Consider the following 25,354-nt stretch of genomic DNA (forward strand, 5'->3'; position numbering starts at 1 on the left):
CTGGCCCGTCGAGTGGTCGTGCGTCAATGTAGTGCCCGTGACCCCGGACACCGCCGAGCGCCCACCCCACGAGCCGGAGCGGCTCCCGCTCGACGCCCCGCTCGACCCGGCCGCGCTCGTGGTGCCCGGCCTGAGGGTGGAGGTGGTCGCCTCCACGCCGTCCACCAACGCGCTGGTCGCCGAGCGGGCCCGGTCCGGCGAGGCCGAGGGGCTGGTGGTGGTGGCCGAGCACCAGACCGCGGGCCGGGGACGCCTCGACCGCGGCTTCGAGATGCCGGCGCGCACCTCCCTGCCCTTCTCGGTCCTGCTGCGCCCGCGGGTGCCGGCGCAGCAGTGGCCGTGGCTGCCGCTGCTGACCGGGCAGGCGGTCGCCGCGACCCTGCGCGCCCACGGCTTCGAGGCCGGGGTGAAGTGGCCCAACGACGTGCTGTGCGCCCCCGCGGGCGGCGAGCGCAAGCTGGTCGGGATCCTGGTCGAGCGGGTCGAGGGTCCCGCCGGTGCGGCCGCCGTGGTCGGGATCGGGCTCAACGTCGGGACCCCTGCCGACCGGCTGCCGGTCGCCACGGCCACCTCGCTGGCGCTCGAGGCCGACCGGCTCGGCCTCCCGGTGCCGACCCGCGCGGCCCTCCTCGTCGACCTGCTCGCCACGCTGCGGGAGTCCTACGACACCTGGCAGAGCGGCGGCGCCGGCGCGGCCGAGCGGCTGCGCGCGTCGTACGCCGCCTCCTGCGTGAGCGTCGGCCGGCGCGTGCGCGTCGAGCTGCCCGCGGGGCGGACCCTGCTGGGGCGGGCGACCGGGGTCGACGAGCAGGGTCGCCTGGTGGTCGCGGGACCCGACGGCGAGGTGGCCGTGGGGGCCGGCGACGTGGTGCACGCGCGCGCCCTGTGAGGTGGCCCGACCGGTGCGCGCGGGTCGCCCGCAGGTGACATGATCGTGTGGTGGCCATCTCGCAGAAGCTGCTCAACGACGGGGAGTCCGTCGTCCTCAGCACCCGCACCCACCCCAAGGCGCTGCTGCTGCCGCTGCTGACCCTCGTCGTGCTGCTCGCCGTCGGCGTCGCGGCGCAGGTGCTGCTCGAGGGCGAGGTGGGCCGCGTGGCGTCGCTGGTCGTGTGGGCGCTGGTCGCCGTGGCCGCGCTGTGGTGGGTGCTGCGCCCCTTCCTGGTCTGGCTCACCGCCTCCTACACCTTCACCGACCGTCGTCTCATCACCCGCACCGGCGTCGTGACCCGCCGTGGCCACGACATCCCGCTGTCGCGGATCAGCGACGTGGCCATCGAGCTGCACCTGGTCGACCGGCTCCTGGGCTGCGGCACGCTGATCATCAGCGACGCCAGCACCCACGGTCAGGTCGCGCTGCCCGACATCCCCCACGTCGAGGAGACCCACCGCCGCCTCAACCTGCTCCTGCACGACCTGCACGAGCCGCGCTCGCGGGCCGACGGTGCGTGAGCCGGGGCCGAGCAGGCGACCGGGCGACCTGGAGCGGGCGATCATGGGCGACGTGCCGGTGCTGACCTCACCCGAGCTGGCCGAGCACGCCGGTGTCTCGCTCGAGCAGGCCCGCCGGCTGTGGCGCGCGCTGGGCTTCCCCGAGCACCCCGCCGACGAGGCGGCCTTCATGGGCGCCGACTCCGAGGCGGTGGGCGTCCTGCTGGAGGTGGTGCGCTCCGGGCTCATCGACTTCGACCTCGCGGTCAACCTCACGCGTGCGGTGGGGCAGACGATGGCGCGCCTGGCCGACTGGGAGGTCTCGGCCCTGGTGCAGCACGTCGAGGAGATGGACGCCGACGAGGCCGGCCCCGGGGCCCGCGTCGACCTGGCCCTGCAGGTCGTCGAGGACTTCTCCAAGCCCTTCGAGTCGATGCTGATCTACGCGTGGCGCCGCCACCTGGCCGCCGCCGCGGCCCGCATCGAGGCCCTCGGCGCCACCGACGAGGACCTCCACACGACCACGCTGACCGTCGGCTTCGCCGACATCGTGGGCTTCACCGCCCTGAGCAACACCCTCACCGAGGAGCGCATCGGCGACCTCGTGGAGCTCTTCGAGGTGCGCTGCGCCGACGTCGTGGCCACCCAGCGCGGCCGGGTGATCAAGAGCATCGGCGACTCGGTGCTCTTCGTGAACGACGACCCCATCCGGGCCTACGACACCGCCGAGGGGATCATCAACGTGATCGGTCGCGACCCGCGGATGCCCGACATCCGCCTCGGCCTGGCCAGCGGGTCGGTGGTGATGCGCCTGGGCGACGTCTTCGGCCCGCCGGTCAACATGGCCGCGCGGCTGACCGCGGTGGCCCGCCGCAACCGGATCATCATCGACGCCGCGACGGCTGCGGTGCTGCCGGAGGACCAGTTCGAGACCCGCCGTCTGCCGGCCCGACCGGTGCGCGGCTTCGGTCTCGTCGAGCCGGTGGCCGTTCGTCGCCACTGAGCATTTCTTCAGTCTCCCCAGCGTGACAGTTTCCTGCCACTGTCATTTTGCGGCATTTCCTTACTTTCGCCCGGGTCGCTTCGTACGGTTGTCCCGTGTACAGCGTTCAGGACGTCTCCCTCGACCCCGAGACCCGCCGCGCGTGGAAGGGGGACGACGAGATCACCTTCTCCCGCAAGGAGTTCGATCTCGTCCTCGCCCTCATCTCCCGCCCCGGCGAGATCGTCACGCGTGAGCAGCTGATGCGCGAGGTGTGGCACACCAGCTTCTGGACCTCCTCCAAGACCATCGACGTCCACCTGGGCTGGGTGCGCCGCAAGATCGGCGACAACCCGCGGCGCCCGCACCTGATCACCACCATCCGCGGCAAGGGCCTGCGCTTCGAGCCGCAGCCGCCTCCCGGCCACCCGGCCGCGGGCGGCGAGGGTGCACAGCCGGTGGCCCCGATCGTCATCGACGCCGACGTCGCGACCGACTGCGCCGACGGCCCGGCCGCCCCCGGTGTCGGGGCTCCCGAGATGGCCTACCGCGCTCCCGAGGCCGACCGCGTGTCCGCCGCGGAGCGCCCCGTGGTCGCCTGACGGGGGCGTCTCCTAGGGTTGGGGCCGTGCCCCAGTCCGCTCCCGTCCTCGCCGTCATCGGCGGTGGCCAGCTGGCCCGGATGATGGCCCAGCCCGCCATCGCCCTGGGTCTGCCGCTGCGCCTGCTCGCCGAGGCCGAGGGGGTCTCCGCCGCGCAGGTCGTGCCCGACCACGTCGTCGGCGACTACCGCGACCTCGCCACGCTGCGCCGCGTCACCGACGGCTGCCCGGTGGTCACCTTCGACCACGAGCACGTGCCGACCGAGCACCTCCACGCGCTCGAGGCCGACGGCGTCGCCGTGCGACCCGGCCCCGACGCCCTCGTCCACGCCCAGGACAAGGCCGTGATGCGCACGCGCCTGGCCGAGCTGGGCGTCCCGTGCCCGCGCAACGCCGTCGTGGCCTCCCCCGACGAGGTCGAGGCCTTCGGCCTGCCCTGCGTGCTCAAGACCACCCGCGGTGGCTACGACGGCAAGGGGGTGTGGTTCGTGCGGTCGCTCGAGGACTGCGCCGAGCCGCTGCGCGCCGCCGCCGAGGGCGGCGTCGGCCTGCTGGCCGAGGAGCTCGTCGACTTCCGCCGCGAGCTCTCGGCCCTCGTGGTGCGCTCGCCCAGTGGCCAGGCCGCGGCCTACCCCGTCGTCGCCTCCACCCAGCGCGACGGCATCTGCCACGAGGTGGTCGCCCCCGCCCCCGACCTCGACCCGGAGCTGGGCGGCCAGGCGCAGGAGATCGCGCTGCGCATCGCCGGCGAGCTCGGCGTCACCGGGGTGCTGGCCGTGGAGCTCTTCGAGACCAACGACGGGCGGATCCTCGTCAACGAGCTGGCCATGCGCCCGCACAACACCGGTCACTGGACCCAGGACGGCGCGGTGACCTCCCAGTTCGAGAACCACCTGCGTGCCGTCATGGACCTGCCGCTGGGCTCGCCGGCCCCCCGCGCGCGCTGGACGGTGATGGTCAACATCCTCGGCAGCGACGACACCGAGGTGGGACGGCTGTGGGACGGCTTCCCCCACGCCCTGGCCCGCGACCCCCACCTGCGCGTGCACCTCTACGGCAAGGACCTGCGCCCCGGGCGCAAGGTCGGGCACGTCAACGCCTACGGCGACGACCTCGAGGACTGCCTGGAGCGGGCGCGGCACGCCGCCGCCTGGTTCCGCGGCGACCTCGGCAACGAGAGCGAGTAGACCCGTGACCGACACCCCCACCGGCACCCCCACCGGCACCCCCACCGGTCCTGCCACCGGGCGGCCCGCCCCGCGCGTCGGCATCGTGATGGGCTCCGACTCCGACTGGCCGGTCATGCGGGCCGCCGCGGAGGCGCTGGCCGAGTTCGAGGTGCCGCACGAGGCCGACGTGGTCTCGGCCCACCGGATGCCCGAGGAGATGCTCGACTACGGCCGCCGCGCCCACGAGCGCGGCCTGTCGGTGATCATCGCCGGCGCCGGCGGCGCCGCCCACCTGCCCGGCATGCTCGCCGCGGTCACGCCGCTGCCGGTGGTCGGGGTGCCGGTGCCGCTGAAGTACCTCGACGGCATGGACTCCCTGCTCTCCATCGTGCAGATGCCCGCCGGTGTGCCGGTGGCCACCGTCGCGGTGGGCGGCGCGCGCAACGCCGGCCTGCTCGCCGTGCGGATCCTGGCCGCGACCGACCCGCGGCTGCAGCAGCGGATGCGCGACTTCCAGGCCGAGCTGCGCACCGCGGCCCACGCCAAGGGCGAGGTCGTGCGCCGCGAGGCCGCCCCCCGTCGCCTCGGCTTCTGACCCGACCGTGCCGGGGTCGGGGGACGGCGCGGGGCGCCTGCTCGGCGTCGACGTGGCCCGCTGCCTGGCCCTGGTCGGCATGGTGGCGACCCACGTCGTCGACCCGCGCGACCCCGACGGGTCGCTCAGCGCGGCGCAGTGGCTGGCCGGCGGACGGGCCTCGGCGCTCTTCGCGGTGCTCCTGGGGGTCAGCCTCGCGCTGACCACTGGGCGCCGCGAGCCGGTGCAGGGGCGCGAGCGCGCGGCGCGCTCGACGGGCATCGTGGTCCGCGCGGTGCTGATCGGGCTGCTCGGGCTCGCGCTCGGCCAGCCCGACTCGGGGCTCGCGGTGATCCTCACCTACTACGCCGTGCTGCTGCTGCTGGCCCTGCCCTTCCTCGGGCTCCGCCCGCCCGCGCTCCTGGGCCTGGCCGCCGCCTGGGTGGCGGCGGCGCCGCTCTTCTCCTACGTGCTGCGCGCCGAGCTCGCCCCGCGCGGCGTCGCCAGCCCGACCTTCGCCCAGCTGGTGGCGGATCCCACCGGGCTGTCGGCCGAGCTGCTGTGGACCGGCTACTACCCAGCGGTGCCCTGGCTGTCCTACGTGCTGGTGGGGCTGGCCCTGGGCCGTCTCGACCTCGCCCGGCGCGCGGTCGGGACGGCGGTCGCGCTCGGCGGGCTGGCCCTCGCGGTGGGGTCCAGCGTCCTGGCCGGGGCCCTGGTGGCACGCACCGACCTCACCGCCGCGCAGCTCGACGAGGCCGCCGGGGGCATGTTCGGCACGACGCCGCCCGGCGAGCCGGGCTGGCTGGTGGCCGCGGCGCCGCACAGCTCGACCACGCTCGACCTGCTGCAGACCATCGGCAGCGCGGGCCTGGTCCTGGGGCTGTGCCTGCTCCTCGACGCCACCCTGGTGCGCCACGGCCTCGACGTCGCGCGTCGCGCGGTCGGCATCGTCTTCGGCGCCGGGACGATGGTGCTCACGCTCTACTCGCTGCACGTGCTGCTGCGCACCGACCGGCTGTGGCCGCCCGAGGAGTCCTCGGCCTACCCCGCCCACCTCCTCGTGCTGCTCGGCATCGGCGCGCTCTACGCCGCGGCCGGGCGCCGTGGCCCCCTCGAGCAGCTGGTCTCCCTGGCCTCCCAGGGGGCCGCCCGACTCGTGCGCGGGCGCTCAGCCGACCCCTCAGCCGGCCCCTCAGACGGCCCCTCAGACGGCTGAGCCGCGCCGGCGCCACTCGATGGCCGGGCAGGTGTCCATCACCATGGCCACGCCGGCGGACCGGGTGCGGCGCAGGGCCGCCTCGTCGACCACGCCGAGCTGCAGCCACACCCCGCGCGCCCCGACGGCGACCGCCTGGTCGGCCACCTCGCCGGCGAACTGCGAGCGACGGAAGACGTCGACCACGTCGAGGGCGAAGGGCACGTCGGCGAGGGTGGGCCAGGCGGGCTCGCCCAGCACGACGAGACGCCCGTCGGCGGCGGCCGGGTGGACCGGCACGATCCGCTTGCCGCGCTGCTGGAGCAGGTGGGCGATGCCGTACGCCGTACGGCTCGGGTCGCCGGAGAGCCCGACGACGGCCCAGGTGTCGCACGCGTCGAGCATGAGGTCGACCGAACCGGCGTGCTGCCAGTCGCCGGTCAGGGGGGCGCCGGGGAGGGGGGCGTCGGAGGTCACACCGCCAGCCTAGGTCGCGGGGTGCACGTGCGTCCTACCTCCGAGTAACCTCGGATGCTATGACGTCCAACTATCCCCTCTACGCCCTGTCCGAGGAGCACCAGACGATCCGCGAGGCGGTGCGCGACCTGTGCGACGCCAAGGTCGCCCCCCACGCCGCCGAGGTGGACGAGCAGGCCCGCTACCCCCACGAGGCCGCGGCCGCGTTGCTCGCCGCCGACTTCCACGCCCCCCACGTGCCCGAGGAGTACGGCGGCGCCGGTGCCGACGCCCTCGCGACCGTGCTGGTCATCGAGGAGGTGGCGCGCGCCGACGTGTCGGCCTCGCTGATCCCGGCCGTCAACAAGCTGGGCTCGCTGCCGGTGCAGATCGCCGGCTCGGAGGAGCTGAAGAAGAAGTACCTCGGGGCGTTGGCCCGCGGCGAGGGCGGCTTCTCCTACTGCCTCTCCGAGCCCGAGGCCGGCTCCGACGCGGTGTCGATGAGGACCAAGGCCGTGCGCGACGGCGAGGACTGGGTGCTGAACGGCACCAAGCGGTGGATCAGCAACGCGGGGGAGTCGGAGTACTACACGGTGCTCGCCGTCACCGACCCCGAGAAGCGCTCCAAGGGCATCTCGGCCTTCGTCGTCGAGAAGTCCGACGAGGGCGTCTCCTTCGGCGCCCCCGAGAAGAAGCTGGGCATCAAGGGCAGCCCGACCCGCGAGGTCTACCTCGACCACGTGCGCATCCCCGCCGACCGGATGATCGGCGCCGAGGGCACCGGCTTCGAGACCGCCATGAAGACCCTCGACCACACCCGCGTCACCATCGCCGCCCAGGCCGTCGGCGTCGCCCAGGGCGCGCTCGACTACGCGCTGCAGTACGCCAAGGAGCGCGAGCAGTTCGGCAAGGCGATCGCGGAGTTCCAGGGCCTGCAGTTCATGCTCGCCGACATGGGCATGAAGATCGAGGCCGCCCGCCAGATGACCTACGCCGCCGCCGGCCGCTCCGAGCGCGGCGACGCCGACCTCACGTTCTTCGGCGCCGCGGCCAAGTGCTTCGCCTCCGACGTGGCCATGCAGGTCTGCGTCGACGCCGTGCAGGTGCTGGGCGGCTACGGCTTCACCAAGGACTACCCCGTCGAGCGCATGATGCGCGATGCGAAGATCACCCAGATCTACGAGGGCACCAACCAGGTCCAACGCATCGTGATGGCACGGCAGCTCCTTGCAGGGGTTCAGTCACAGCTCTGACCTGCGGGTTTGCGGTCCAAAGCGGCGATTCCTGTGGCCATGGTGCCAGACAGGCGCGACGTGACAATGGCCGAGTTCGGCATCTTCAAGCACCGAGACGCACCCGTCCGCACGGTCTGTGTGTCGCTTGTGTGACACGTCCGCGACCGTGATCCTGCTCGACGACGAGCACGAGCGCCGGCCGGCCGCCGTTCCGGCGGATCGGCATGTGAGGACGGCGACTGGGTACGGTGTTGCTGATGCGCGCGCACAAGACGATGTCCTTGGAGCCGCCCCATGGGTGGCTGGTTGCGTGCGTGATGGCCTCGCTCTTCGTCCTGATGGGGGCCTCCGGCGATGACGTGTTCGCGCGCCATGTCGGCATGTCGGCCTCCGGGTCCGCGACGTCCGGCACCGCCCCTGGAGCCGACAGCCTGACCGTGCCGACGGACCCCCGGCTGGCCGCTGGCGAGGTTCTGACCGTCCGGCCCGACCACAGCAGCGACGACGGCGGCACTGCCGCTCACACGCTTCACCTGTTCGGCGCCTGCTTGGCGATCTTGTGTGCCGCTGCGGTGCTTCTGCATCGCCGCGGATGGTGGCCTGGGTCAACACACGCGACTGCAGCACTGTCACCGCGGCTGACGTTTCCCGCCTCCTGGCTCGCGCGCGTGCTCAGGGGCCCTCCGCCCCGAGATCCGCCTCGCTTCTCTCCGGTGATCCGGACCTGAGGGTTGGTGCGTTCGCCTGCGCCACGGCTTGGCCGTGACGCCACTACGCACACCCGTACAGCAGGTCCACACCAACGAGAGACGGAGAGAAGACAATGTCCAGCACGATCACCGAGATGATGAAGACCTACCCCGCCGAGATCAACGCCGACCGCGAGCTCCTGGCACAGTGCGTGGCCGCATGCGTGGAGTGCGCCCAGACGTGCACCGCGTGCGCCGATGCGTGCCTCAGCGAGGAGATGGTCGCCGACCTGACCAAGTGCATCCGCACGAACGCCGACTGCGCCGACATCTGCGAGACCACCGGACGGGTGTTGTCACGCCACACCGGCTACGACGCGAACATCACCCGGGCCGTGCTCCAAGCGTGCACGCAGGCGTGCAAGTCCTGCGCCGAGGAGTGCGAGCAGCACGCCGAGATGCACGAGCACTGCCGCATCTGCGCCGAGGCCTGCCGCCGCTGCGAGGACGCCTGCAACCGCCTGCTGGCCGCCATCGGCTGAGAACCGACCGCACCGGCCGATGGCCGGGCCCCACGGGGTCCGGCCATCGGGCGCGCCGTTCACGCGCTGCGCGGCTCACAGACTGGAAGGACCGACGACCATGACTCAGCACCAGCAGGACGACCAGCACCACCACCAGCACGAGGACCACAACACGAGCGACAGCGGTGAGGACCACGGGGACGGCACGAGGCGAAGATGTACCTCAGGTTCGGCCTGATGATCGCGACGTCCACTGTCGTGATGTTCGCACTCACGTACACGAACGCCTTCAGTGCCGACCATGTCCGCTTCAGCGAGGAGCGCCTCTACATGGCGCTGCTCATGGGCGCGGCGATGGCGCTCATCATGCTGGCCTTCATGTGGGGGATGATGTACCGCAACCGCACGGTGAACGTGGCCATCGTCGTGGGCGCGCTCCTTCTCGGCGGCACGGCGCTCTATCTGTCCCGCTCGCAGGCGCTCGTCGAGGACGAGAGCTACATGAAGGCGATGATCCCGCACCACTCGATCGCCATCCTGACCAGCGAGAGGGCGGGCATCGAGGACGTCCGGGTGCGCGAGCTGGCCGACGGCATCACCGCCGCGCAGCGCAAGGAGATCAAGGAGATGGACTGGCTGGTCCAGGACATCGAGGAGAACGGCCCGGCGACCACTCCGGAGGAGGCCGAGCAGCGACCGGTCCCGGACTTCGAGGGCTCGGCCATGGGGCAGCGGGACGCATGGCGCGCCGCGCAGACACTCCTGCGTGCGCTTCTCGCTCTCCCGTTGGTCGGCAACGTGGCCCGCTGATCTCTCTCGCGTCTGGAGGCCTGACCGGGGTCCACAACTCTTCGGTCAGGCCTCCACCACCCGGCGCGGACGCATGTCTGTCACGAACGGACGAGCCTGGTGATGGCGCTCATCGCCTCATCCACCCCCGCCTGAGCGTCGTGGCCGTCGAGCCGACCGGGCCCAGCCTCGAACGGCTCGGACGCACCGTGTGGTTCTGCTCCGACGGGTGCCAACGCGAGTACGCCGGCGACCCCGACCGCTTCGCCACACCTCACCCGCCCACCACCGAGTCGGGGGTTGCGAACATACCCCCAGGGGGTATCATCGAGTCATGAGCAGCCACCAGCACCACGTCACCGCTCAGAGCGGAGCGGTCAAGGACCCCGTGTGCGGCATGGACGTCGACCCCGCCACGACCGAGCACGTCGCCGAGCACGAAGGCGTCACCCACCACTTCTGCTCCGAGCGCTGCCGGTCCCGGTTCCTCGCGGACCCGGAGGCGTTCCTCCACGCGTCCAACAGCGCCCCCGGCAGCGCACCCAGCCAGCCGGTTCCGGCCGCATCCGGTGCCGAGGTGGTCGAGTACACGTGCCCGATGCACCCCGAGATCCGGCAGGACGGGCCGGGCACCTGCCCGATCTGCGGCATGGCCCTCGAACCCGTGATGGTCACCGCTGACGCGGGGCCCTCCGAGGAGCTGCGCGACATGACCCGTCGGTTCTGGATCGGCGTCGCCCTGTCCATCCCGGTCCTCATTCTCCGCATGGGCCGCGACCTCGTCCCGTGGCTGCACGACAACGTCTCCGCGACCGGGTCGACGTGGATCCAGCTCGCCCTCGCCACCCCGGTGGTGCTGTGGGCCGGCTGGCCGTTCTTCGTCCGCGGCTGGGCATCGGTGCGAACCCGGAACCTGAATATGTTCACCCTCATCGCGATGGGCACCGGCGTCGCCTGGCTGTTCAGCGTCGTCGCCACCGTCGCGCCCGGCATCTTCCCCGACGCCTTCCGCACCGACGGCGCCGTCGACGTGTACTTCGAGGCGGCCGCCGTCATCACGACCCTCGTCCTGCTCGGCCAGGTCCTCGAGCTCCGCGCCCGCGAGGCGACCTCGGGTGCCATCAAGGCGCTCCTCGACCTCTCCCCGAAGACCGCCCGCCGCATCCGCGACGACGGCACCGACGAAGAAGTCACCCTCGACCAGGTCCAGCTCGGCGACCTGCTGCGCGTGCGCCCCGGCGAGAAGGTCCCGGTCGACGGCCTCGTCGAGGACGGGAACTCCGCCGTCGACGAGTCGCTGGTCACCGGCGAGTCGATGCCGGTGACCTAGCACGCCGGCGACAACGCCATCGGCGGCACCCTCAACCAGACCGGCGCGCTGCTGGTGCGCGCCACCGCGGTGGGCCGCGACACGATGCTGGCCCGCATCGTGAACATGGTCGCCGAGGCGCAACGCTCCCGAGCCCCCATTCAGCGCACCGTCGACCGGGTCTCCGCGGTGTTCGTGCCCACCGTGATCGGCATCGCCGTGCTCGCGTTCGTCGTCTGGGCCCTCGTCGGACCCGACCCCCAACTGGCGCACGCCCTCGTGGTCGCGGTGAGCGTCCTCATCATCGCCTGCCCGTGTGCCCTCGGTTTGGCCACACCCATGTCCATCATGGTCGGCGTCGGCCGCGGCGCCCAGATGGGTGTCCTCATCAAGAACGCCGAAGCGCTCGAGCGGATGGAGAAGGTCGACACCGTCGTCGTCGACAAGACCGGCACCCTCACCGAAGGCAAGCCCGCCGTCACCGCCATCCACCCCGCCACCGGCCACGACGCCCACGAGCTGCTGCGGCTCGCAGCCGCGGTGGAGAACGCCTCCGAGCACCCCCTGGCCCGCGCCATCGTCGAGAAGGCCCAGGCCCAGTCGAGCGGCAGGCTGCCTGAGGTGGCTGACTTCGACGCGCCCGCCGGCAAGGGCGTCCTCGGCACTGTCGAAGGCCGCCGGGTGCTCATCGGCACGACCGGGTTCCTCACCAGCCAGGGCGTCGACCCGGCAGAGCTGGCTGGGCCGGCGGACGAGCTGCGCCGCAGCGGCGCCACGGCCGTCCTCGTCGCCATCGACGGGCAGCCGGCCGGCGTCATCGGCATCGCCGACCAGGTCAAGGACACCACCCCCGCCGCCCTGGCCGCGCTCCGCAAGGAGGGCATCGAGGTCATCATGCTCACCGGCGACAACCAGGTCACCGCGCAGGCCGTTGCCGCCGACCTCGGCATCGACCGCGTCGAGGCTGAGGTGCTGCCCGACCACAAGGCGGACGTCGTCAACCGCCTGCGCGCCGAAGGCCGCGTCGTCGCGTTCGCCGGCGACGGAGTCAACGACGCCCCCGCCCTTGCGGCCGCCGACGTGGGCCTGGCCATGGGGACCGGCACCGACGTCGCCATCGAGTCCGCCGGTGTCACCCTCCTCCGCGGCGACCTCAACGGCATCGCCCACGCCCGCCAGCTCTCCCACGCCGTCATGTCGAATGTGCGCAGGGGCCTCTTTCTCGCCTTCGCGTACAACACCGCGGGCATCCCCATCGCGGCCGGCGTCCTCTACCCCGTGTTCGGGTGGCTGCTGTCCCCGGTCATCGCCGCGGCCGCCATGGCCCTGTCGTCGGTCAGCGTCATCATCAACGCCCTGCGACTGCGCACCCAACGGCTCGGCTGAACCCGCCGTCCGTAGCATCGAACCCGATGAGCCCCGCGCCCACGACCACCGCCGCTGGCACCCGCAGACCCCTGCGGGTGCCGGCGGCTGCGCGCGTCAGCGTCCCCACTGCGCTGGCAGCGCTCGTCGTGGCCCTCGTTGTCGGCATCCTCGGCATGCACGCCCTCACCAGCCACGGCACCACCGTCGCGCCAGTGGCTGCCACCGGCATGACGGCGCCTGCCCACGCCACGGAGATGGTTGCCAGCAGCTCACACGACGCCCACGCCGCGGAACACGCCACAGGGACCACAGCCGTCCGCGCCGAGGCTGACCGGGGCTCGGGTTCGGGACACGACATGGCGGGCATGGCCATGCTGTGCGTCGTCATGCTCGCCGGCGCGGCGCTCACCCTGCTCGTCCTGCTGGCCGTCGGCGTACGGCGGCCGCTGCTGCCGGCCACGTTCGCACCCGCCGCCGTACGCGCCCGGGTCCAGCGGCGGGTCCGCGGCACCGGCCCACCGCCCGTGTGGCAGTTCTCCGTCATCAGGTGCTGACAGGCAGGTAGCCCGCCGACCCAGCACGGTCCCTGCTGCGCCTGCACCTTGTCGCGCGCCTGGATCAAGTGCTGCCCGAGCGGTGCGCACCCGACCTGCCTGACCCTGATGACCTCGAACAGGAGAACCACCTCATGCGCTACCCCCGACCCGCCGCGCTCGTACGCCGGCCCACCCTGCTGCTCGGCAGCCTGACCCTCGGCCTGGCACTCACGCTCACCGCGTGCGGCAACGACGAGGCGCCCGGCAACACGTCCGCGCAGGTGTCCGAGACCGACCACAACGACGCCGACGTCGCCTTCGCGACCGACATGATCCAGCACCACGCCCAGGCCCTCTCGATGGTGGACCTGACCGTCGACCGCACCCTCGACCCCGAGGTGCAGCAGCTCGCCGACGACATCCGCGAGGCCCAGGGCCCCGAGATCGAGACCATGAGCGACTGGCTCCAGGACTGGGACGAGGAGATCCCCGCGACGATGCGCGACCACTCCAACGCCGGGCACGACATGGGTGGGATGGGTGACTCCATGGACGGCCTGGCCTCCGACATGCCCGGCATGATGTCGGGCGAGGACTTCGACGAGCTCGAGAACGCCTCCGACGCCGAGTTTCAGAACATGTGGCTCGAGATGATGGTTGAGCACCACGAGGGCGCCGTCGAGATGGCCCAGGAGCAGCAGGAGAACGGCCAGTACAAGCCGGCCGTCGACCTCGCCGGTGATGTGGTGGACACGCAGACGGCCGAGATCGAGAAGATGAACTCGCTGCTCGGCTCCTGAGGCACCAAGCATCCGCGCTCGTCCGCGGCGGGGCGGTCACCCCATGTCGGGTGACCGCCCTGCACCACCGGGTTGTCCCCGAACCGCGTAGACCACCCGCTCACCCAGACCCACTCACCCCCACCCGGAGTGTCATGTTCCACCGCCCGCAACGCCGCATGACCGCAACCGTTCTCACCGTCGGAGCCGCCGCTCTCGTCCTGACCGGCTGCGGAACCGACGACAGCCCGACCCCGCCGGGGGCGCCGAACGCTGCCGAGGACACGGCGCTGGGCCACGTGCACGGCCTCGGCGTCGACCCAGGCGACGGCACCTTGTACGTGGCCTCCCACTTCGGCGTCTTCCGCGTCGGCCAGGACGGGACGCCCGAACGGGTCGCCGACCGATGGCAGGACACCATGGGCTTCGCCGTGGTGGGCCCAGGTCACTTCCTCGGGTCCGGCCATCCCGACCTGCGCGAACGACTCCCGGCCAGCTTGGGGCTGATCGAGTCCACCGACGGCGCCGAGACGTGGGAGACAGTGTCGCTGCTCGGCGACGCCGACCTGCACGCCATCGAACCGGCGGGCGACCGCATCTACGCCTACGACTCCGTGAGCGGGTCGCTCCTCACAACCACCGACCGCAAGAACTGGACCACCCTCAGCACGCAGCCGCTCTACGATCTCGCCGCTGATCCCGCCGACCCGGACACCGTCTACGCCACCACCGACCGCGGCGCCCTTGTCCGCTCCACCGACGGGCAGGAGCCCCGCCCAGTAGCCGGGGCGCCAACGCTCACGGCCATCGACTGGCAGCCCGACGGACCGCTGGTAGGCATCGGCGCCGACGGCACGGTCATGACCAGCTCCGACGCCGTCCAGTGGCAGAAGGCAGGCCAGCTCGACGGCCCCGCCGAAGCACTTGACGCCGTAGCGGGCAGGTGGCACGCAGCCACCGAGAAGGGCGTGTACGAGTCCACCGATGAGGGCCAGACCTGGGAGGTTCTCCTCCAGGTCCACTGATGCCCCGGATGCGCCGGCCCGAACGGCGCGACTCACGCCTCGGCGCCGGCCCAGGAGGCGGTCGTCGGCCGCTCGCGCACGCTCCCCGCATCCTCGCGGCGTGTCCAGTGACCAAGTGGACGGGCACGTGGCGGTCGATGTGTTGGTGCCGACGGCGTACGTCGAGGGCTTCGACGGGCTGGTCCAACGCGCCGGAGCGACGCTCGGCACCACGTCATGACGAGCGATGCTGGCGCAGTGGCGGGCTTTCGGCGGGGGCCGGTGGCTGCTGCCGCGGAGGTGAACATCGAGACCTTGCGGTACTACGAACGTAGGGGTCTTCTGGCCGAACCGGACCGCAGCCCCGGAGGGCACCGGCTCTACCCCGCCGAGGCGGTCACGGTGCTGCGCGTCATCAAGGCCGCACAGCAACGCGGGTTCACACTGGACGAGGTGGCCGACCTGCTCGAGCTTGGCCGGCACCGGCACGGCAAGCGCGTGGATGGGGGTCTTCAGCAGCGGGCACGCGAAAAGCTCATCGAGGTCGAGAACCCCATCACCGACTTGGAGACCATCCGCGACAACCTCGCCGCCACCATCGACGCCGGATGCGACGACCTGTTGGCCCGCGCCTCGGCCGAGTGCTGCCCCATCCCCTTCACCGCCATCACCATCAACCCGGCCAGCGCGGCCGCCACCGCCGTGGAAGGCTCACGATGACGTTCAAGGACCGGCATCTGGGGGGAGGGGCGACTGCGGCGTGCGCGGTGTGCTGCGCGACCCCCGTCGTGGGGTTCCTGGGCGTCGCCGGGTTCGCCGCCACGGCCGCGACCCTGGCGTTCGCGGACGTCGTGTTCGCTGTCGTGGTCGGTGTTGCCAGCATCGCAGGGGTCCTGGTGCGTCGCTCCCGGTCGCGGCAGGTCGCCTGCGCCTTCCCGGAAGGTGCTGGCCCTGTCGAGCTTGAGCTGGGCGCGACACGGGCCGGTGACACCGGTTGACCGCGGCGGGGACGGGCTCCTCGTCGCGATGGGACCGACTGGGAGACTCACGTCCATGGTCGTGAAGTCGCTGTTCTTGTTCGCGTTGGCCGCCGTCGCGGAGATCGGTGGGGCGTGGCTGGTGTGGCAAGGCGTACGGGAGCACCGGGGCTGGTTGTGGGGCGGTGCCGGCGTCATCGCGCTGGGCCTGTACGGCTTCGTGGCCACGCTCCAGCCGGACGCGAACTTCGGGCGCATCCTGGCCGCGTACGGTGGCGTGTTCGTGGTCGGCTCGCTGCTGTGGGGTGTGGCCCTCGACGGCTTCCGTCCTGACCGGTACGACGTGGCAGGCGCACTGGTTTGTCTGGTCGGGGTGACGGTCATCATGTACGCCCCGCGGACGGGCTGAGCGCTCGCCGCGAGCCCACAGCCCGGAGTGGGAGCATGCAGGTATGGAGCCGACGCAGCTGAGCTGCTCGTGTTGCGGGCGAAGCAAGCCGCGGGCCGCCTTGCACGCCCTGAACGGCGGCGCCTACATCTGCCGTCGATGCGGGCTGTGGGTGGCACTGCGCCTCAAGCGCGACCCAGCGTCGAGGGCGTGAGCCGCGCTCATGCGTGCATCGAGCGGCGCAGTGCCTCACGCAGCTCGGCGAGTCCTGGCACGCCGGCCAGACCGGACGCAGTCTGGTACATCCGGCACGCCAGCCCCACGGCTGCGCCCGCTTGTGCGAACGGGTCCCGGCCGTTGATGAGGAACGTCGGTGAGCCCGTGAACCCGCGCGCCTGAGCCTGCTCATCGGACTCGATGACGGTCACGGACACCGACGCTGAGGCGTCGAGCTCGGCGAGCGCAGCCACGGTCAGGTCGTAGGCAGAGGCTTCGTGCGGGCACTCCGTCACCACCAGCAGCTCCACGTCCATGCCACCAGCATGCCCGACCGCTCGCGGAGTCACTGCCCTCCCGTCACGGTCAGCGGTTCCGTGAGCAGCCATCGCGCGGGAGACTGGGTCGTGGCCACACAGGGGCAGCCGCCGGACCGGCAGAGCATCCATGCCGAGCTAGAGCGAGCGCGAGCTGACCTGCGCCACGTCGTGTCCCAGGCCACCGCTGTCGACCTTCGCCGCCGCACGAACGGGACACGGTGGACCAACGGTCAGATGCTGTGGCACATGGCGTTCGGCTACCTGCTCGTGCGCCGCCTCCTGCCCCTGGTCCGTCTGTTCGGACGACTTCCCGAGCCGTTCAGCCGCGCCTTCGCGGCCGCGTTGAACGTCGGCACTCGACCGTTCCACTACGTCAACTACGTCGGCTCCGTGGGTGGCGCACTCGTCTTCCACGGCCCCCGGCTGACGCGGCAGCTCGACCACACCATCGACCGGCTCCATCGCCGCCTGGATGCGGAGTCCGACGACGCGCTGAGGCTCCGGATGCACTTCCCAGTCGGCTGGGACCCGTTCTTCGGCGACGCGATGACGCTCGAGCAGGTGTATCGCTACCCGACCCGGCACTACGACTTCCACCGGGCCCAGCTCACCCTCGAGTAGCCCCGTGCGGCACTCACCGTCGGGTGAGGGCCGGGCGCGAGTCGTACGTTCCTGGACCGAGGTTGACAGAGGGGTCCTGACGGCGTTGCTACCAGTCGAACTCGTGGCAGCCGCGGTCGGCGGAGGCTTCGACCTGCAAGGTGGCGTGCTCGATGCCGTGGTCGGTGCGCAGCACCCGTCGTGCTTCGGTGAGCACACCTGCGGCGGTGGTGGTGTCGCGGGCGACGAGGTGGGCGGTGGCGACGTGCATGCCGGAGGTCAGGGTCCACACGTGCAGGTCGTGGACGTCGTCGACGCCGTCGATGGCCTCGAGGTCGGCGGTGATGTCGTCCATTTCCATGCCAGCGGGGACGTGCTGGCCGAGGACGGCGAGGACCTCGCGACCGAGCATGACCGCCCGGACGGCAACGAACGTGCCAATGGCGAGCGCCACCAGCGTGTCCCAGTACGAGTTGTCGGTGGCGGCGACGAGGAGCCCGGCGGCGATGACGCCGACGGACCCGGCGGTGTCGGCGACGACCTCGAGGTAGGCGCCCTTGACGTTGAGGCTTTCGGCGGCGCCGCCGCGCAGCAGGACCATCGCGATGACGTTGATGACCAGGCCGAGCGCACCGACGACGAGCATGGGACCGGTCTCGACCGTGACCTCCTCGCCGATGCGGCCGAACGCCTCGATGACGACGTACACGGCCACACCCAGCATGAGCAGGACGGCCAGGCCGGAGGCGAACACCTCGGCGCGGTACGAGCCGTAGGTGCGGCGCCCGGTGGTGTCGCGGCGAGTGGCGATGCGGGTGGCGACGAGCGCTGCGCCGAGGGCGACGACGTCGGCGGCCATGTGGCCAGCATCCGAGAGCAGCGCCAAGGACCCGGAGATCAGGCCGTAGGTGAGCTCGACCACGAAGAACACGGCGATGAGGCCGAAGGAGACGGCGAGACGCCAGCGGTGCCGTCCACCGGCGTGCCCGGCTGCGGGTCCGTGGCTGTGTCCGGCGCCCATCAGGCGACTCTCTCGGTGGTTGCGGGCCGGTCGGTCGAGCCGTCGGCAGGGTTGGTGGCGGGGTTGGTGGCGGGGTGGTTGGAGGGTTCGGGCGTCAGGCGTCCCAGGCCGGGGACGAACCGGCCGACGGTGGCCGCGTAGGCGGCGTAGGACTGGCCGTGGGTGCGCACGAGGTAGGACTCTTCAACGACTCGGACCTGCAGCTGCAGTGCCACGAGCAGGAGGACCAACCCGAAGAGTGCGACGGGGTTGGGAACCATGAGCGCGAGGCCGAGGCCGGTGGTGGCCATGGCGGTGAAGATGGGGTTGCGGACCAGCGCGAACGGGCCGGCGGTGACGAGGTCGGTGGTTTCGGTCTCGTCGACGCCGATGCGCCAGCTGGTGCCCATGGCGAGCTGGGTGACGAACGTTGCCGCGATGCCGGCGACCGCCGCCGCGACGCCGAGCAGCTGGACAGGCGCTGCGTCGAGGGCTGCGACCGGGTCGAGTCCGAACAGGGCGGTGATGGGGCCGAGGACGCCGGCTACGAGCGCGAGGGTGAACAGGACTCCAGCCCACCACTCGGGGGAACCGAACCTGCCGGAGATGCCTCGCCAGCCGGTGTCGCCGGTACGGCGCCACTGCACCCAGGTGCGCAGTCCGAACCCGACGCCGAGGTAGAGCGCGTAGATGGCCAGCGCGGTCACGGCGACCGCGTCGTTGCCGAGTTCAGTCATCGTCCTCATCCTGTTCGTCATCGTCATCGTCATCGTCATCGTCGTCGTCCTCGACGAGTTCGCCTTCCCACGCTTCGCGGCCTTCGTGGACGGCGAACGCGGCGATGACGAACCCGGCGACGGGGTCGAGCCACGCCGCGCCGGTGAGGGCGTACAGGCCGAGACCGACCAGCGTGGAGATGCTCAGCAGGACGCAGATGCGGGTCTCGGCGGCGTCGGCGAGGATGAGCGGGTCTCCGCCGAGCTGTTCGCCGACGCGGCGCTTGGCGCGCGCGAGCAGCGGCATCACGACCACCGACGCGGCGAGCAGGACGATGCCGACCATCGAGTGCTCCGGCGCCTCGTCTGCGAGCAGGGACCGGGTGCCCTCGAAGACGACGTAGGCGGCCAGCACGAAGAACGTGACGGCGACGGCCTTGAGGGTCCGTCGCTCCTTGGCCTCGTCAGCTTCCCCGTGCCGCAGCCGCGCCGCGAGCCGCAGCCCGACCAGCACAGACGCGGCCGACTCGACGCCGGAGTCCAGACCGAACCCGACCAAGGAGACGAGCCCGGCCATCAGGCCGGCCGTGATGGCCACCGCACCCTCGACGACGTTGTAGGCGACCGTGAACTGCGCCAGCCGCAGCCCGCGGCGTGTCAGGCGTTCGGTTTCGGCGTCGGTTAGCGACGGGGAGCCGGGAAGGTTGTGCGTGGGTCGAGACATCAGGGCCGCCTGCCGATCTCGAACACCTCGGACGCCGAGACGGCGCGCTCAGCGTCTTGGGCGGCGGGTGTGCAGCAGCCGTCGGTGCAGGTGCCGCCGCCGCAGCAGCCGTCGGCGTCGTCGTCTGCGCCGAGGCCGACGGGTCCGCAGCCGCAGTTCTCCCCACGCCACGCCTCACGGCCCTCCTTCACGGCGACCGCGGCGATGACCAGGCCCGCGATGGGGTCGGCCCACGACCAGCCGAGGGTCGCGTTGAGGAGGAGCCCGACGAGCAGAACCGCGGACAGGTACGTGCACAGCAGCGTCTGGGTGGAGTCGGCGACCACCGCGTTCGAGCCGAGGGCTTTGCCGGTGCGCCGCTGGGCCCAGGACAGGAACGGCATGATGACCAGCGAAGCCGCGGCCAGCGCGATGCCGACCGTCGAGGTGTCCGGGTCGTGGTCGCCGAGCAGGGCGCGAACCGACTCGAAGGTGACGTAGGTGGCGAGCGCGAAGAACGACAGCGCCATCAAGCGCAGCGCCTGCTGTTCGCGGGACTCGGGGAGCCGGTGGCGGAACTGCCACAAGATGATGAGCCCGGACGAGACCTCGACGACTGAGTCGAGTCCGAACCCAACGAGTGCGACTGACCCCGCGATGATGCCGGCGGTGATGGCGATGACCGCCTCGATGAGGTTGTAGGCCACGGACGCGCCGGCGAGGAGCTGGGCGCGACGACCGAGACGCGCCCTGTCGTCGGCGGTGAGCGCGGCGGGGGTGTGCACGTGGGCGGTCATCAGGCGTCCTTGCGGGTGGCGGTGCCGAAGTTCGGGCACAGCGTCACGGCGTCGCCAGTCAGGCCGAGAAGCCGTTCCGCGGCGGTGAGCAGCTCGAGGACGGCCTCGGGGTGGGTCAGGGAGAACAGCGACGCGCGGCCCTGGGGGCGGGAGTCGACGAGGCCGCAGTCCTTGAGGCAGGCGAGGTGCTTGGACACGGTCGACTGCGCGAGCCCGAGGTGGGCCATGAGGTCGACGACGCGGTGCTCGCCGAGGGCGAGGTGGCGAAGGATGATGAGCCGGTTCGGGTCGCTCAAGCCGTGGAACAGGCAGCCGGCCGCTTCCAGGCCCGCGCGCTCGAGTGAGTCGGGAGGCGCGGGAGCGGTAGCAGCATCAATCGTTGGCATCATGGTTCGGCGATGTTAGCACCCACGACGCGTCCGCGCGGTGGTGGTGTCCGACGAGCAAGCCCCGGAGCTGTCCCGGAGGCGTCGGCCGCGACCGACAGGCGGTACGGAGCCCGCAAGGCTGCGTCCGCACCTCTCCGCGGTCCGCGCGCCCGGAACGAGTGACAGACGCCCCCACTCCCGCAGGACCTCTGCCTCGTCCGCCGACCAGCGGAGACGGGCACGATGAAAGGTGGAGGTGGTGAGCATGTCTGACTCGCCCCAACCCCGACGTCACATGCGCCGAGGCGGCTGGATAGCCCTGATCGTCGTCGTCGTGCTGTTGAGTCTCATGGGTGGCTCCTACGCCCTCGGCCGGAGCAGCTCTGACCCCGCGGCCACCACCGTGTCGGCTCAGCCAGCAGCCGGGACGTCGAGCCCAAGGATGATGACGTGGGCGCAGCGCCCCACCGATGACGTGTCCTGGATGCGCACCCACCAGGCCGACGTGCGGTGGATGCGGAACAACGCAGACGCCTGCGACTGGGGGCTGCCCCGTTCGCGTGCTCGGTACTGGATGAACCGCCCCGGCGTGTCCGGAGACCTTCTAGTTTGAGACTCCAGCGATTGCTGGGGTCTGGTGGTGAGCGTAGTGAGCTTGCTCGGCCTCGACTGGCGTGAGGTCGTCGCAGTACTCGAGGGGTCGGCGGTGGTTGAACCAGTCGACCCACTCGGCGGTCGCGATCTCGAGGTCGTCGAAGCCCTTCCACGGCCGCCTCGGCTTGATCAGTTCGGTCTTGTAGAGCCCTACACCGACTCGGCCAGGGCGTTGTCGTAGGACGAGCCCACGGCTCCTGTCGAGGGCTTGATCCCGGCAGCGTCCAGGTGTTCGGAGTAGGCCACGGACAGGTACTGGACCCCGTGGTCGTGGTGCGCGATCAGACCGGCCAGGTCTTTGCCTTCACGCTGCCGGGTCCAGATCGCTTGCTCGACCGCGTCGACGACGAGCTGGCTGGTCATTGTTGTCGCCACTGACCAGCCCAGGATCCTGCGGGCGTAGGCGTCGATGACGAACGCGGTGTAGCACCAGCCCGACCACGTCGAGACATACGTGAAGTCCGCGACCCACAGGCAATCTGGTGCCAGCGGCGCGAAGTTGCGGTCGACCAGATCGAGCGGCTTGGGCGCCTTCGGGTCGCTGATCGTGGTCCGCTTGACCTTCCCGCGCACCGCACCGGCCAGGTTCATCTCGCCCATCAGCCGCTCCACGGTGCGGCGCGCGATCGGCGGCTCCTCGGCAGCGCGTTCACGGTTCAATGTCAGCCACACCTTCCGGGCACCGTAGACGCCGTAGTTCGCGGCATGGACTGCGGCGATCTTCGGCTTCAGCTCCCCGTCCCGCGCCTCGCGGGCGGTGGGCTTGCGGGAGCGGTGCTCGTAGTAGGTCGCGGGGGCGATCTTGCAGCCCAGCTCGGTGAGCTGGTCGCAGATCGACTCGACACCCCATCGCAGACCGTCGCCGTCGCAGACACCGACGTGTTCGTCGATGTAGGCCACGATCAGCGCTGTGGCCGTTCGAGTTCGGCCGCGAAGAAAACCGATGCGCTCTTGAGGATCGCGTTGGCCCGCTTCAGCTCAGCGTTCTCCCGCTTCAACCGCTTCAGCTCCGCCGACTCCTCCGAGGTCATCCCGGGCCGCTGGCCGGCATCAACCTCGGCCTGGCGACACCACTTCCGGATGGTCTCCGGCGTCCCCACGCCCAGCAGCTCGGCGACCTTCGTCATCGCCGCCCACTCCGACTCATGATCGGCCCTGATTTCGGTGACCATCCGGACCGCCCGCTCACGCAGCTCGGCCGGGTACCTCTTCGACGTACTCCCTGACATGACTCCAACCTTCCCAACGAATGGAGTCTCCGGACTTGCCGGGGCGGTTCAAGGAACTCGACACGGGGCGGTTTGGCTGCGCTGGTTGAGCGCCCTGACGAGGCGGCCCGGGACCTGGACGTGGCGTTGGCGTTGATGGACCTGGTGCGCGACGACTTGCAACTCTCGGGCACGAGCGGCGACCAGCGCACCTCGGACATGGAGATGCGTACGGCCGTGCGGGCGTTGGAGCGTGCATCTGCGCGGGCGGGGCATGAGTTCAAGTTGCCGTTCCGGGACCATGCGTCATGGCGCTCGTACTGGATCCGCAAAGGGGCATCAGGCCCTGGCGGCTGGCAAGCGCGGCGGGACTTGCTCGGTGATCTGTTCGATAGTCCTTACGCGACGATGATGTCGATGCAGGACCGGGCCTTGGACTCGACGTTGATGGAGGCGGCCTCGGAGCACGACCGGCTGGGCTGGCCCGAGATCGACACTGAGGTCGGTGAGCTGCGGCGGCACTTCCGCACCGCGCGGACTCCGCAGGACTATCGAGCCGTGGGGAACGACTGCGTTCACCTCGCCGAGGCTCTGAGCCGCAAGGTGTACATCCACGAGCAGCACACGCCGCCGGGCGAGGACGAGCCCGCTGTCGCAAAGACGAAGGTGCGCCTCGATCGGTACATCGAAGCCAGACTGCCGGGTCCGGAGAACGCAGAGATGCGGAAGTTCGCCCGCGCGACCATCGAACTCGCGCAGGCGGTGAAGCATCGCGGGGCGCCCACGCGGACCGAGGCGGGGGTGGTCGCCGACGCGGTCATCGCCCTGGCCAACATGCTGCGCCGGCTCGCTGAGCACCCATGACGGCCGGCCCGAGGTGCGTGTGAGGTTGGTGTCGGTGGCGCTCGTATCCCGAGGCGGGTGGCGATGATCCGCGGTCCTGCGGCGTGGTCCGGCGCCCAAGGCTGACCCGGGCGCCGGCGTCCGCGGGTCTACGGAAGAAACGAAAGAACGAAGAAAGCTCGGTTGAGCTTTCTTCGTTCTTTCGTTTCTTCCGTCAGGTCACAGCGGTGACGACCTGCCTGGGACGACCTCCCGTTGGTTGGGAGGACGCGACTGCGAGCCCGAGTTCGACGAGCCGAGCCACGAGGCCGTCGAGCTCGGTCCTGCTCCTGTTCTTCGAGAAGAGGCCGTTGATCTGGGTGCGGTCGAGTCCGTCTTCGCCGGCAGCCTTGACGGCGGCATACAGGCGGTCGAGTCCCTCCTCGCCGAGCGTTGCGCCCCAGATGTAGGCGACCGACGCCTCGGAGTACTCCCAGAGCGCGGCAGCAGCCCTGAGATGAGCCTTTTCGAGGGTCGGGGACTGGTCAAGTAACGCGTAGATCATGGCAAGCCGGAGCTGGTAGGGACTCGCGCGGCCAGTGAGGGAGTCGTAGACCATGCCGCCAGAGGGCTGCGACTCGACGACTCGGTAGAGCCTCTCCCAGGCGACCTGGAACTCGGGGCTGCGCTTCACCTCTCCGCAGCGGTGGGAGAACTCGACGGCCTGGCGCAACCGCTTCCCGAACTCCTCGACCTGGGCATCCGCCAGGCGCCCGGGTTCGGGAAGGAGGGCGCCGCGGTGGCTGAGCACGTGCAGGAAGCGGTTCGCGTACCCGTTCGTGATGTCGACCGGCTTCAGGACCTCGGTGAGCTCGGCGATCGTGACCTGACCAAGCACCGCGACGTGTGCGTTGCCAGCCGTCAGGGTCTGCGCCTTCGTGCGGGCACTCAGCTCATCGCTGTCCCAGGCGGAGCGCATGATGGCGGACAGCGTCGACCCCTGGCGTCCGGCCACCGTGAGGAGGCGTGCGTACTCCTCCTCGACGATCAGGAGGCGCTGGTCGGCATCTTCGTTCGCCTCCGCGTCGTCATGATCCGAGGCGGCCGCAGCCTGGATCAGAGCTTCGCCCGACTGGATGCCGCCGCGGATCTGCCGCTTCTTCATGAACTCCGCATCGGCGGCCGCGAGGACAGGGCGCACGGCCGCAGCCCCGGTGCCCTTGCGAGCGCGGGCGGAAGTGCCGACGACGACACCGAAGAGCACCGGGTAGTGCCTCTGATGACCGACGAGCACGTACGCGTCGCGGCCGACCATGGCGCCGAAGGACACGAGGAGGGTCAACAGCATGGCCGGTACCGACGCCTCGGTGAGCGGAGCGAGGGCGCGGACGACGTTCCCGGCAATCCCGTGCAGCGCCTCCGGAGCGAGCTCGGGTGCACGTTCGCGGTTCTCCAGGCGGCGTGCCAACCTCAGCCGGCCCAGCAACTCGAAAGAGTCCGCGTCGGAAGCCGCGGCCGCGGACTGGGTCGTTTCGGGGCTGGCCGTCCTCACCGGCCCTCCTCGCTCTCGAGGTACGTGCGCGCGGCCATGCGCAGCAGCGATGCCACAGAACGGTCCTGTGCGGCAGCGTGCTCCTTCAGGGCGTCGCGCAGGTCGTGCGGGAGGCGCACGACGATGACGACGTCGTTGTGGGCGGTGGTGGATCGGTGGTCCATGCGATTCCTTGATGTGATCGGTCTGATGTGGTGCCGCTGTCGCGACGATCACTGAAAGTCCTCGTCGGGCGTCACGCCGCAATCAGGTCGACAGACCGTTCGACGAAATCTGCGCCACACGCTTGCGTGCGGCGTCCTGGCGCGGACGGGTGCCGGTGGGCCAGACAAGAGAGCCCCCGCTGACGGTGGGGGCATCAGGCCCACACCGCTGCGGCCGACACCCG

28 protein-coding genes and 2 pseudogenes are annotated in these 25,354 nt (G+C 71.1%); 20 read left to right on the forward strand and 10 right to left on the reverse strand.

Going from position 1 to position 25,354, the window contains the following annotated elements:
* The first annotated feature begins 37 nt into the window (after window positions 1-37).
* The 7 genes from ASF47_RS10315 (at window position 38) to ASF47_RS10345 (ending at window position 5,977) form a co-directional block, all read left to right on the forward strand.
* On the forward strand, window positions 38-889 hold the full coding sequence (locus ASF47_RS10315) for a biotin--[acetyl-CoA-carboxylase] ligase (RefSeq protein ID WP_056864583.1): 852 nt from the start codon (window positions 38-40) through the stop codon (window positions 887-889).
* A gap of 50 nt (window positions 890-939) precedes the next feature.
* Window positions 940-1,452 carry a PH domain-containing protein gene (locus ASF47_RS10320; RefSeq protein WP_056864584.1) on the forward strand — a complete coding sequence of 171 codons (513 nt, stop codon included), beginning with the start codon at window positions 940-942 and terminating at the stop codon, window positions 1,450-1,452.
* A 43-nt stretch (window positions 1,453-1,495) separates the two neighbouring features.
* Window positions 1,496-2,434 (forward strand): adenylate/guanylate cyclase domain-containing protein, encoded by a 939-nt coding sequence (locus tag ASF47_RS10325; protein ID WP_056863912.1) that lies wholly within the window; start codon window positions 1,496-1,498, stop codon window positions 2,432-2,434.
* A gap of 95 nt (window positions 2,435-2,529) precedes the next feature.
* Complete coding sequence (locus tag ASF47_RS20655; protein WP_082500196.1) at window positions 2,530-3,015, forward strand: winged helix-turn-helix domain-containing protein; 486 nt, start codon at window positions 2,530-2,532, stop codon at window positions 3,013-3,015.
* 26 nt (window positions 3,016-3,041) lie between these two features.
* Window positions 3,042-4,202: a 5-(carboxyamino)imidazole ribonucleotide synthase gene (locus ASF47_RS10335; RefSeq protein WP_156697850.1), complete on the forward strand. Its 1,161-nt coding sequence runs from the start codon at window positions 3,042-3,044 to the stop codon at window positions 4,200-4,202.
* A 4-nt stretch (window positions 4,203-4,206) separates the two neighbouring features.
* Window positions 4,207-4,779 (forward strand): 5-(carboxyamino)imidazole ribonucleotide mutase, encoded by a 573-nt coding sequence (gene purE / locus ASF47_RS10340; RefSeq protein ID WP_416383229.1) that lies wholly within the window; start codon window positions 4,207-4,209, stop codon window positions 4,777-4,779.
* Between the two features lie 7 nt (window positions 4,780-4,786).
* A complete protein-coding gene (locus tag ASF47_RS10345; protein WP_056863913.1) occupies window positions 4,787-5,977 on the forward strand; it encodes a heparan-alpha-glucosaminide N-acetyltransferase domain-containing protein in 1,191 nt (396 codons plus the stop codon).
* On the opposite strand, the gene ASF47_RS10350 is transcribed toward ASF47_RS10345, so the two are convergent.
* Window positions 5,966-6,433: a CoA-binding protein gene (locus ASF47_RS10350; RefSeq protein ID WP_228941923.1), complete on the reverse strand. Its 468-nt coding sequence runs from the start codon at window positions 6,431-6,433 to the stop codon at window positions 5,966-5,968. The two genes, ASF47_RS10345 and ASF47_RS10350, sit on opposite strands and share 12 nt — an antisense overlap.
* 59 nt (window positions 6,434-6,492) lie before the next feature.
* On the opposite strand from ASF47_RS10350, the gene ASF47_RS10355 reads away from it, so the two are divergent.
* The 11 genes and pseudogenes from ASF47_RS10355 to ASF47_RS10405 all read left to right on the forward strand — a co-directional run bounded on the left by ASF47_RS10355 (window position 6,493) and on the right by ASF47_RS10405 (window position 16,031).
* Window positions 6,493-7,665, forward strand: a complete 1,173-nt coding sequence (locus ASF47_RS10355) for an acyl-CoA dehydrogenase family protein (protein ID WP_056863914.1) — start codon at window positions 6,493-6,495, stop codon at window positions 7,663-7,665.
* Window positions 7,666-7,904: 239 nt separating this feature from the next.
* Complete coding sequence (locus ASF47_RS10360) at window positions 7,905-8,375, forward strand: hypothetical protein (protein WP_156697851.1); 471 nt, start codon at window positions 7,905-7,907, stop codon at window positions 8,373-8,375.
* Window positions 8,376-8,470: 95 nt separating this feature from the next.
* Complete coding sequence (locus ASF47_RS10365; RefSeq protein ID WP_056863916.1) at window positions 8,471-8,878, forward strand: four-helix bundle copper-binding protein; 408 nt, start codon at window positions 8,471-8,473, stop codon at window positions 8,876-8,878.
* A gap of 198 nt (window positions 8,879-9,076) precedes the next feature.
* Window positions 9,077-9,670 carry a DUF305 domain-containing protein gene (locus tag ASF47_RS10370; protein WP_056863917.1) on the forward strand — a complete coding sequence of 198 codons (594 nt, stop codon included), beginning with the start codon at window positions 9,077-9,079 and terminating at the stop codon, window positions 9,668-9,670.
* 313 nt (window positions 9,671-9,983) lie between these two features.
* Window positions 9,984-12,344, forward strand: a pseudogene (locus tag ASF47_RS10375) (heavy metal translocating P-type ATPase).
* A gap of 26 nt (window positions 12,345-12,370) precedes the next feature.
* Complete coding sequence (locus ASF47_RS10380) at window positions 12,371-12,880, forward strand: DUF6153 family protein (protein ID WP_156697852.1); 510 nt, start codon at window positions 12,371-12,373, stop codon at window positions 12,878-12,880.
* Window positions 12,881-13,014: 134 nt separating this feature from the next.
* Window positions 13,015-13,662 (forward strand): DUF305 domain-containing protein, encoded by a 648-nt coding sequence (locus tag ASF47_RS10385; protein ID WP_056863919.1) that lies wholly within the window; start codon window positions 13,015-13,017, stop codon window positions 13,660-13,662.
* A 134-nt stretch (window positions 13,663-13,796) separates the two neighbouring features.
* Entirely contained in the window at window positions 13,797-14,666 is an 870-nt protein-coding gene (locus ASF47_RS10390) for a F510_1955 family glycosylhydrolase (RefSeq protein ID WP_056863920.1), read from the forward strand.
* A 216-nt stretch (window positions 14,667-14,882) separates the two neighbouring features.
* Window positions 14,883-15,365, forward strand: a complete 483-nt coding sequence (locus tag ASF47_RS10395; protein WP_056863921.1) for a MerR family transcriptional regulator — start codon at window positions 14,883-14,885, stop codon at window positions 15,363-15,365.
* A complete protein-coding gene (locus ASF47_RS10400) occupies window positions 15,362-15,643 on the forward strand; it encodes a hypothetical protein (RefSeq protein WP_056863922.1) in 282 nt (93 codons plus the stop codon). Before ASF47_RS10395 ends, ASF47_RS10400 begins: the two co-directional genes overlap by 4 nt.
* A gap of 55 nt (window positions 15,644-15,698) precedes the next feature.
* Window positions 15,699-16,031 carry a YnfA family protein gene (locus ASF47_RS10405; protein ID WP_056864588.1) on the forward strand — a complete coding sequence of 111 codons (333 nt, stop codon included), beginning with the start codon at window positions 15,699-15,701 and terminating at the stop codon, window positions 16,029-16,031.
* Between the two features lie 200 nt (window positions 16,032-16,231).
* Here the strand turns inward: ASF47_RS10405 and ASF47_RS10410 are convergent, their stop codons facing one another.
* A complete protein-coding gene (locus ASF47_RS10410) occupies window positions 16,232-16,543 on the reverse strand; it encodes a hypothetical protein (RefSeq protein ID WP_056863923.1) in 312 nt (103 codons plus the stop codon).
* A 9-nt stretch (window positions 16,544-16,552) separates the two neighbouring features.
* Here ASF47_RS10410 and ASF47_RS10415 point away from each other — a divergent pair, with 9 nt between their 5' ends.
* Window positions 16,553-17,167 (forward strand): DinB family protein, encoded by a 615-nt coding sequence (locus ASF47_RS10415; protein WP_082500197.1) that lies wholly within the window; start codon window positions 16,553-16,555, stop codon window positions 17,165-17,167.
* 88 nt (window positions 17,168-17,255) lie between these two features.
* Here the strand turns inward: ASF47_RS10415 and ASF47_RS10420 are convergent, their stop codons facing one another.
* From ASF47_RS10420 to ASF47_RS10450, 6 genes and pseudogenes are all read right to left on the reverse strand, one after another.
* The gene (locus ASF47_RS10420; RefSeq protein ID WP_056863925.1) at window positions 17,256-18,167 is read right to left on the reverse strand and encodes a cation diffusion facilitator family transporter; all 912 of its coding nucleotides are present in this window, start codon (window positions 18,165-18,167) and stop codon (window positions 17,256-17,258) included.
* Window positions 18,167-18,922 (reverse strand): methyltransferase family protein, encoded by a 756-nt coding sequence (locus ASF47_RS10425; protein WP_235558715.1) that lies wholly within the window; start codon window positions 18,920-18,922, stop codon window positions 18,167-18,169. The genes ASF47_RS10420 and ASF47_RS10425 overlap by 1 nt, the downstream gene beginning before the upstream one ends.
* Window positions 18,876-19,586 carry a cation diffusion facilitator family transporter gene (locus tag ASF47_RS10430; RefSeq protein WP_056863926.1) on the reverse strand — a complete coding sequence of 237 codons (711 nt, stop codon included), beginning with the start codon at window positions 19,584-19,586 and terminating at the stop codon, window positions 18,876-18,878. Before ASF47_RS10430 ends, ASF47_RS10425 begins: the two co-directional genes overlap by 47 nt.
* Window positions 19,586-20,272 (reverse strand): cation diffusion facilitator family transporter, encoded by a 687-nt coding sequence (locus tag ASF47_RS10435; protein ID WP_327138658.1) that lies wholly within the window; start codon window positions 20,270-20,272, stop codon window positions 19,586-19,588. Before ASF47_RS10435 ends, ASF47_RS10430 begins: the two co-directional genes overlap by 1 nt.
* 89 nt (window positions 20,273-20,361) lie before the next feature.
* A complete protein-coding gene (locus ASF47_RS10440; RefSeq protein WP_442937562.1) occupies window positions 20,362-20,658 on the reverse strand; it encodes an ArsR/SmtB family transcription factor in 297 nt (98 codons plus the stop codon).
* A gap of 676 nt (window positions 20,659-21,334) precedes the next feature.
* A pseudogene (locus ASF47_RS10450) lies at window positions 21,335-22,613 on the reverse strand (IS3 family transposase).
* 72 nt (window positions 22,614-22,685) lie between these two features.
* Between ASF47_RS10450 and ASF47_RS10460 the strand changes: the two are divergent.
* Window positions 22,686-23,456 (forward strand): hypothetical protein, encoded by a 771-nt coding sequence (locus ASF47_RS10460; RefSeq protein WP_056863930.1) that lies wholly within the window; start codon window positions 22,686-22,688, stop codon window positions 23,454-23,456.
* Between the two features lie 193 nt (window positions 23,457-23,649).
* On the opposite strand, the gene ASF47_RS10465 is transcribed toward ASF47_RS10460, so the two are convergent.
* Window positions 23,650-24,966, reverse strand: coding sequence for a DUF3987 domain-containing protein (locus tag ASF47_RS10465; RefSeq protein WP_056863931.1), 1,317 nt, complete (start codon window positions 24,964-24,966; stop codon window positions 23,650-23,652).
* Complete coding sequence (locus ASF47_RS20660) at window positions 24,963-25,130, reverse strand: ribbon-helix-helix domain-containing protein (RefSeq protein ID WP_082500199.1); 168 nt, start codon at window positions 25,128-25,130, stop codon at window positions 24,963-24,965. Before ASF47_RS20660 ends, ASF47_RS10465 begins: the two co-directional genes overlap by 4 nt.
* Window positions 25,131-25,354 lie beyond the last annotated feature (224 nt).

It is taken from the genome of Nocardioides sp. Leaf285 (genome assembly GCF_001422955.1).
Classification (GTDB): Bacteria; Actinomycetota; Actinomycetes; order Propionibacteriales; family Nocardioidaceae; genus Nocardioides; species Nocardioides kribbensis.

What these genes read in the sequence shown, in the direction of transcription:
- ASF47_RS10325 (WP_056863912.1), top strand. Translation starts at nt 1,496, where the DNA reads ATGGGCGACGTGCCGGTGCTGACCTCACCCGAGCTGGCCGAGCACGCC.
- ASF47_RS10355 (WP_056863914.1), top strand. Translation starts at nt 6,493, where the DNA reads ATGACGTCCAACTATCCCCTCTACGCCCTGTCCGAGGAGCACCAGACG.
- ASF47_RS10360 (WP_156697851.1), top strand. Translation starts at nt 7,905, where the DNA reads ATGCGCGCGCACAAGACGATGTCCTTGGAGCCGCCCCATGGGTGGCTG.
- ASF47_RS10365 (WP_056863916.1), top strand. Translation starts at nt 8,471, where the DNA reads ATGTCCAGCACGATCACCGAGATGATGAAGACCTACCCCGCCGAGATC.
- ASF47_RS10370 (WP_056863917.1), top strand. Translation starts at nt 9,077, where the DNA reads ATGTACCTCAGGTTCGGCCTGATGATCGCGACGTCCACTGTCGTGATG.
- ASF47_RS10380 (WP_156697852.1), top strand. Translation starts at nt 12,371, where the DNA reads ATGAGCCCCGCGCCCACGACCACCGCCGCTGGCACCCGCAGACCCCTG.
- ASF47_RS10385 (WP_056863919.1), top strand. Translation starts at nt 13,015, where the DNA reads ATGCGCTACCCCCGACCCGCCGCGCTCGTACGCCGGCCCACCCTGCTG.
- ASF47_RS10390 (WP_056863920.1), top strand. Translation starts at nt 13,797, where the DNA reads ATGTTCCACCGCCCGCAACGCCGCATGACCGCAACCGTTCTCACCGTC.
- ASF47_RS10395 (WP_056863921.1), top strand. Translation starts at nt 14,883, where the DNA reads ATGACGAGCGATGCTGGCGCAGTGGCGGGCTTTCGGCGGGGGCCGGTG.
- ASF47_RS10400 (WP_056863922.1), top strand. Translation starts at nt 15,362, where the DNA reads ATGACGTTCAAGGACCGGCATCTGGGGGGAGGGGCGACTGCGGCGTGC.
- ASF47_RS10405 (WP_056864588.1), top strand. Translation starts at nt 15,699, where the DNA reads ATGGTCGTGAAGTCGCTGTTCTTGTTCGCGTTGGCCGCCGTCGCGGAG.
- ASF47_RS10410 (WP_056863923.1), bottom strand. Translation starts at nt 16,543, where the DNA reads ATGGACGTGGAGCTGCTGGTGGTGACGGAGTGCCCGCACGAAGCCTCT.
- ASF47_RS10415 (WP_082500197.1), top strand. Translation starts at nt 16,553, where the DNA reads ATGCCCGACCGCTCGCGGAGTCACTGCCCTCCCGTCACGGTCAGCGGT.
- ASF47_RS10420 (WP_056863925.1), bottom strand. Translation starts at nt 18,167, where the DNA reads ATGGGCGCCGGACACAGCCACGGACCCGCAGCCGGGCACGCCGGTGGA.
- ASF47_RS10425 (WP_235558715.1), bottom strand. Translation starts at nt 18,922, where the DNA reads ATGACGATGACGATGACGATGACGAACAGGATGAGGACGATGACTGAA.
- ASF47_RS10430 (WP_056863926.1), bottom strand. Translation starts at nt 19,586, where the DNA reads ATGTCTCGACCCACGCACAACCTTCCCGGCTCCCCGTCGCTAACCGAC.
- ASF47_RS20660 (WP_082500199.1), bottom strand. Translation starts at nt 25,130, where the DNA reads ATGGACCACCGATCCACCACCGCCCACAACGACGTCGTCATCGTCGTG.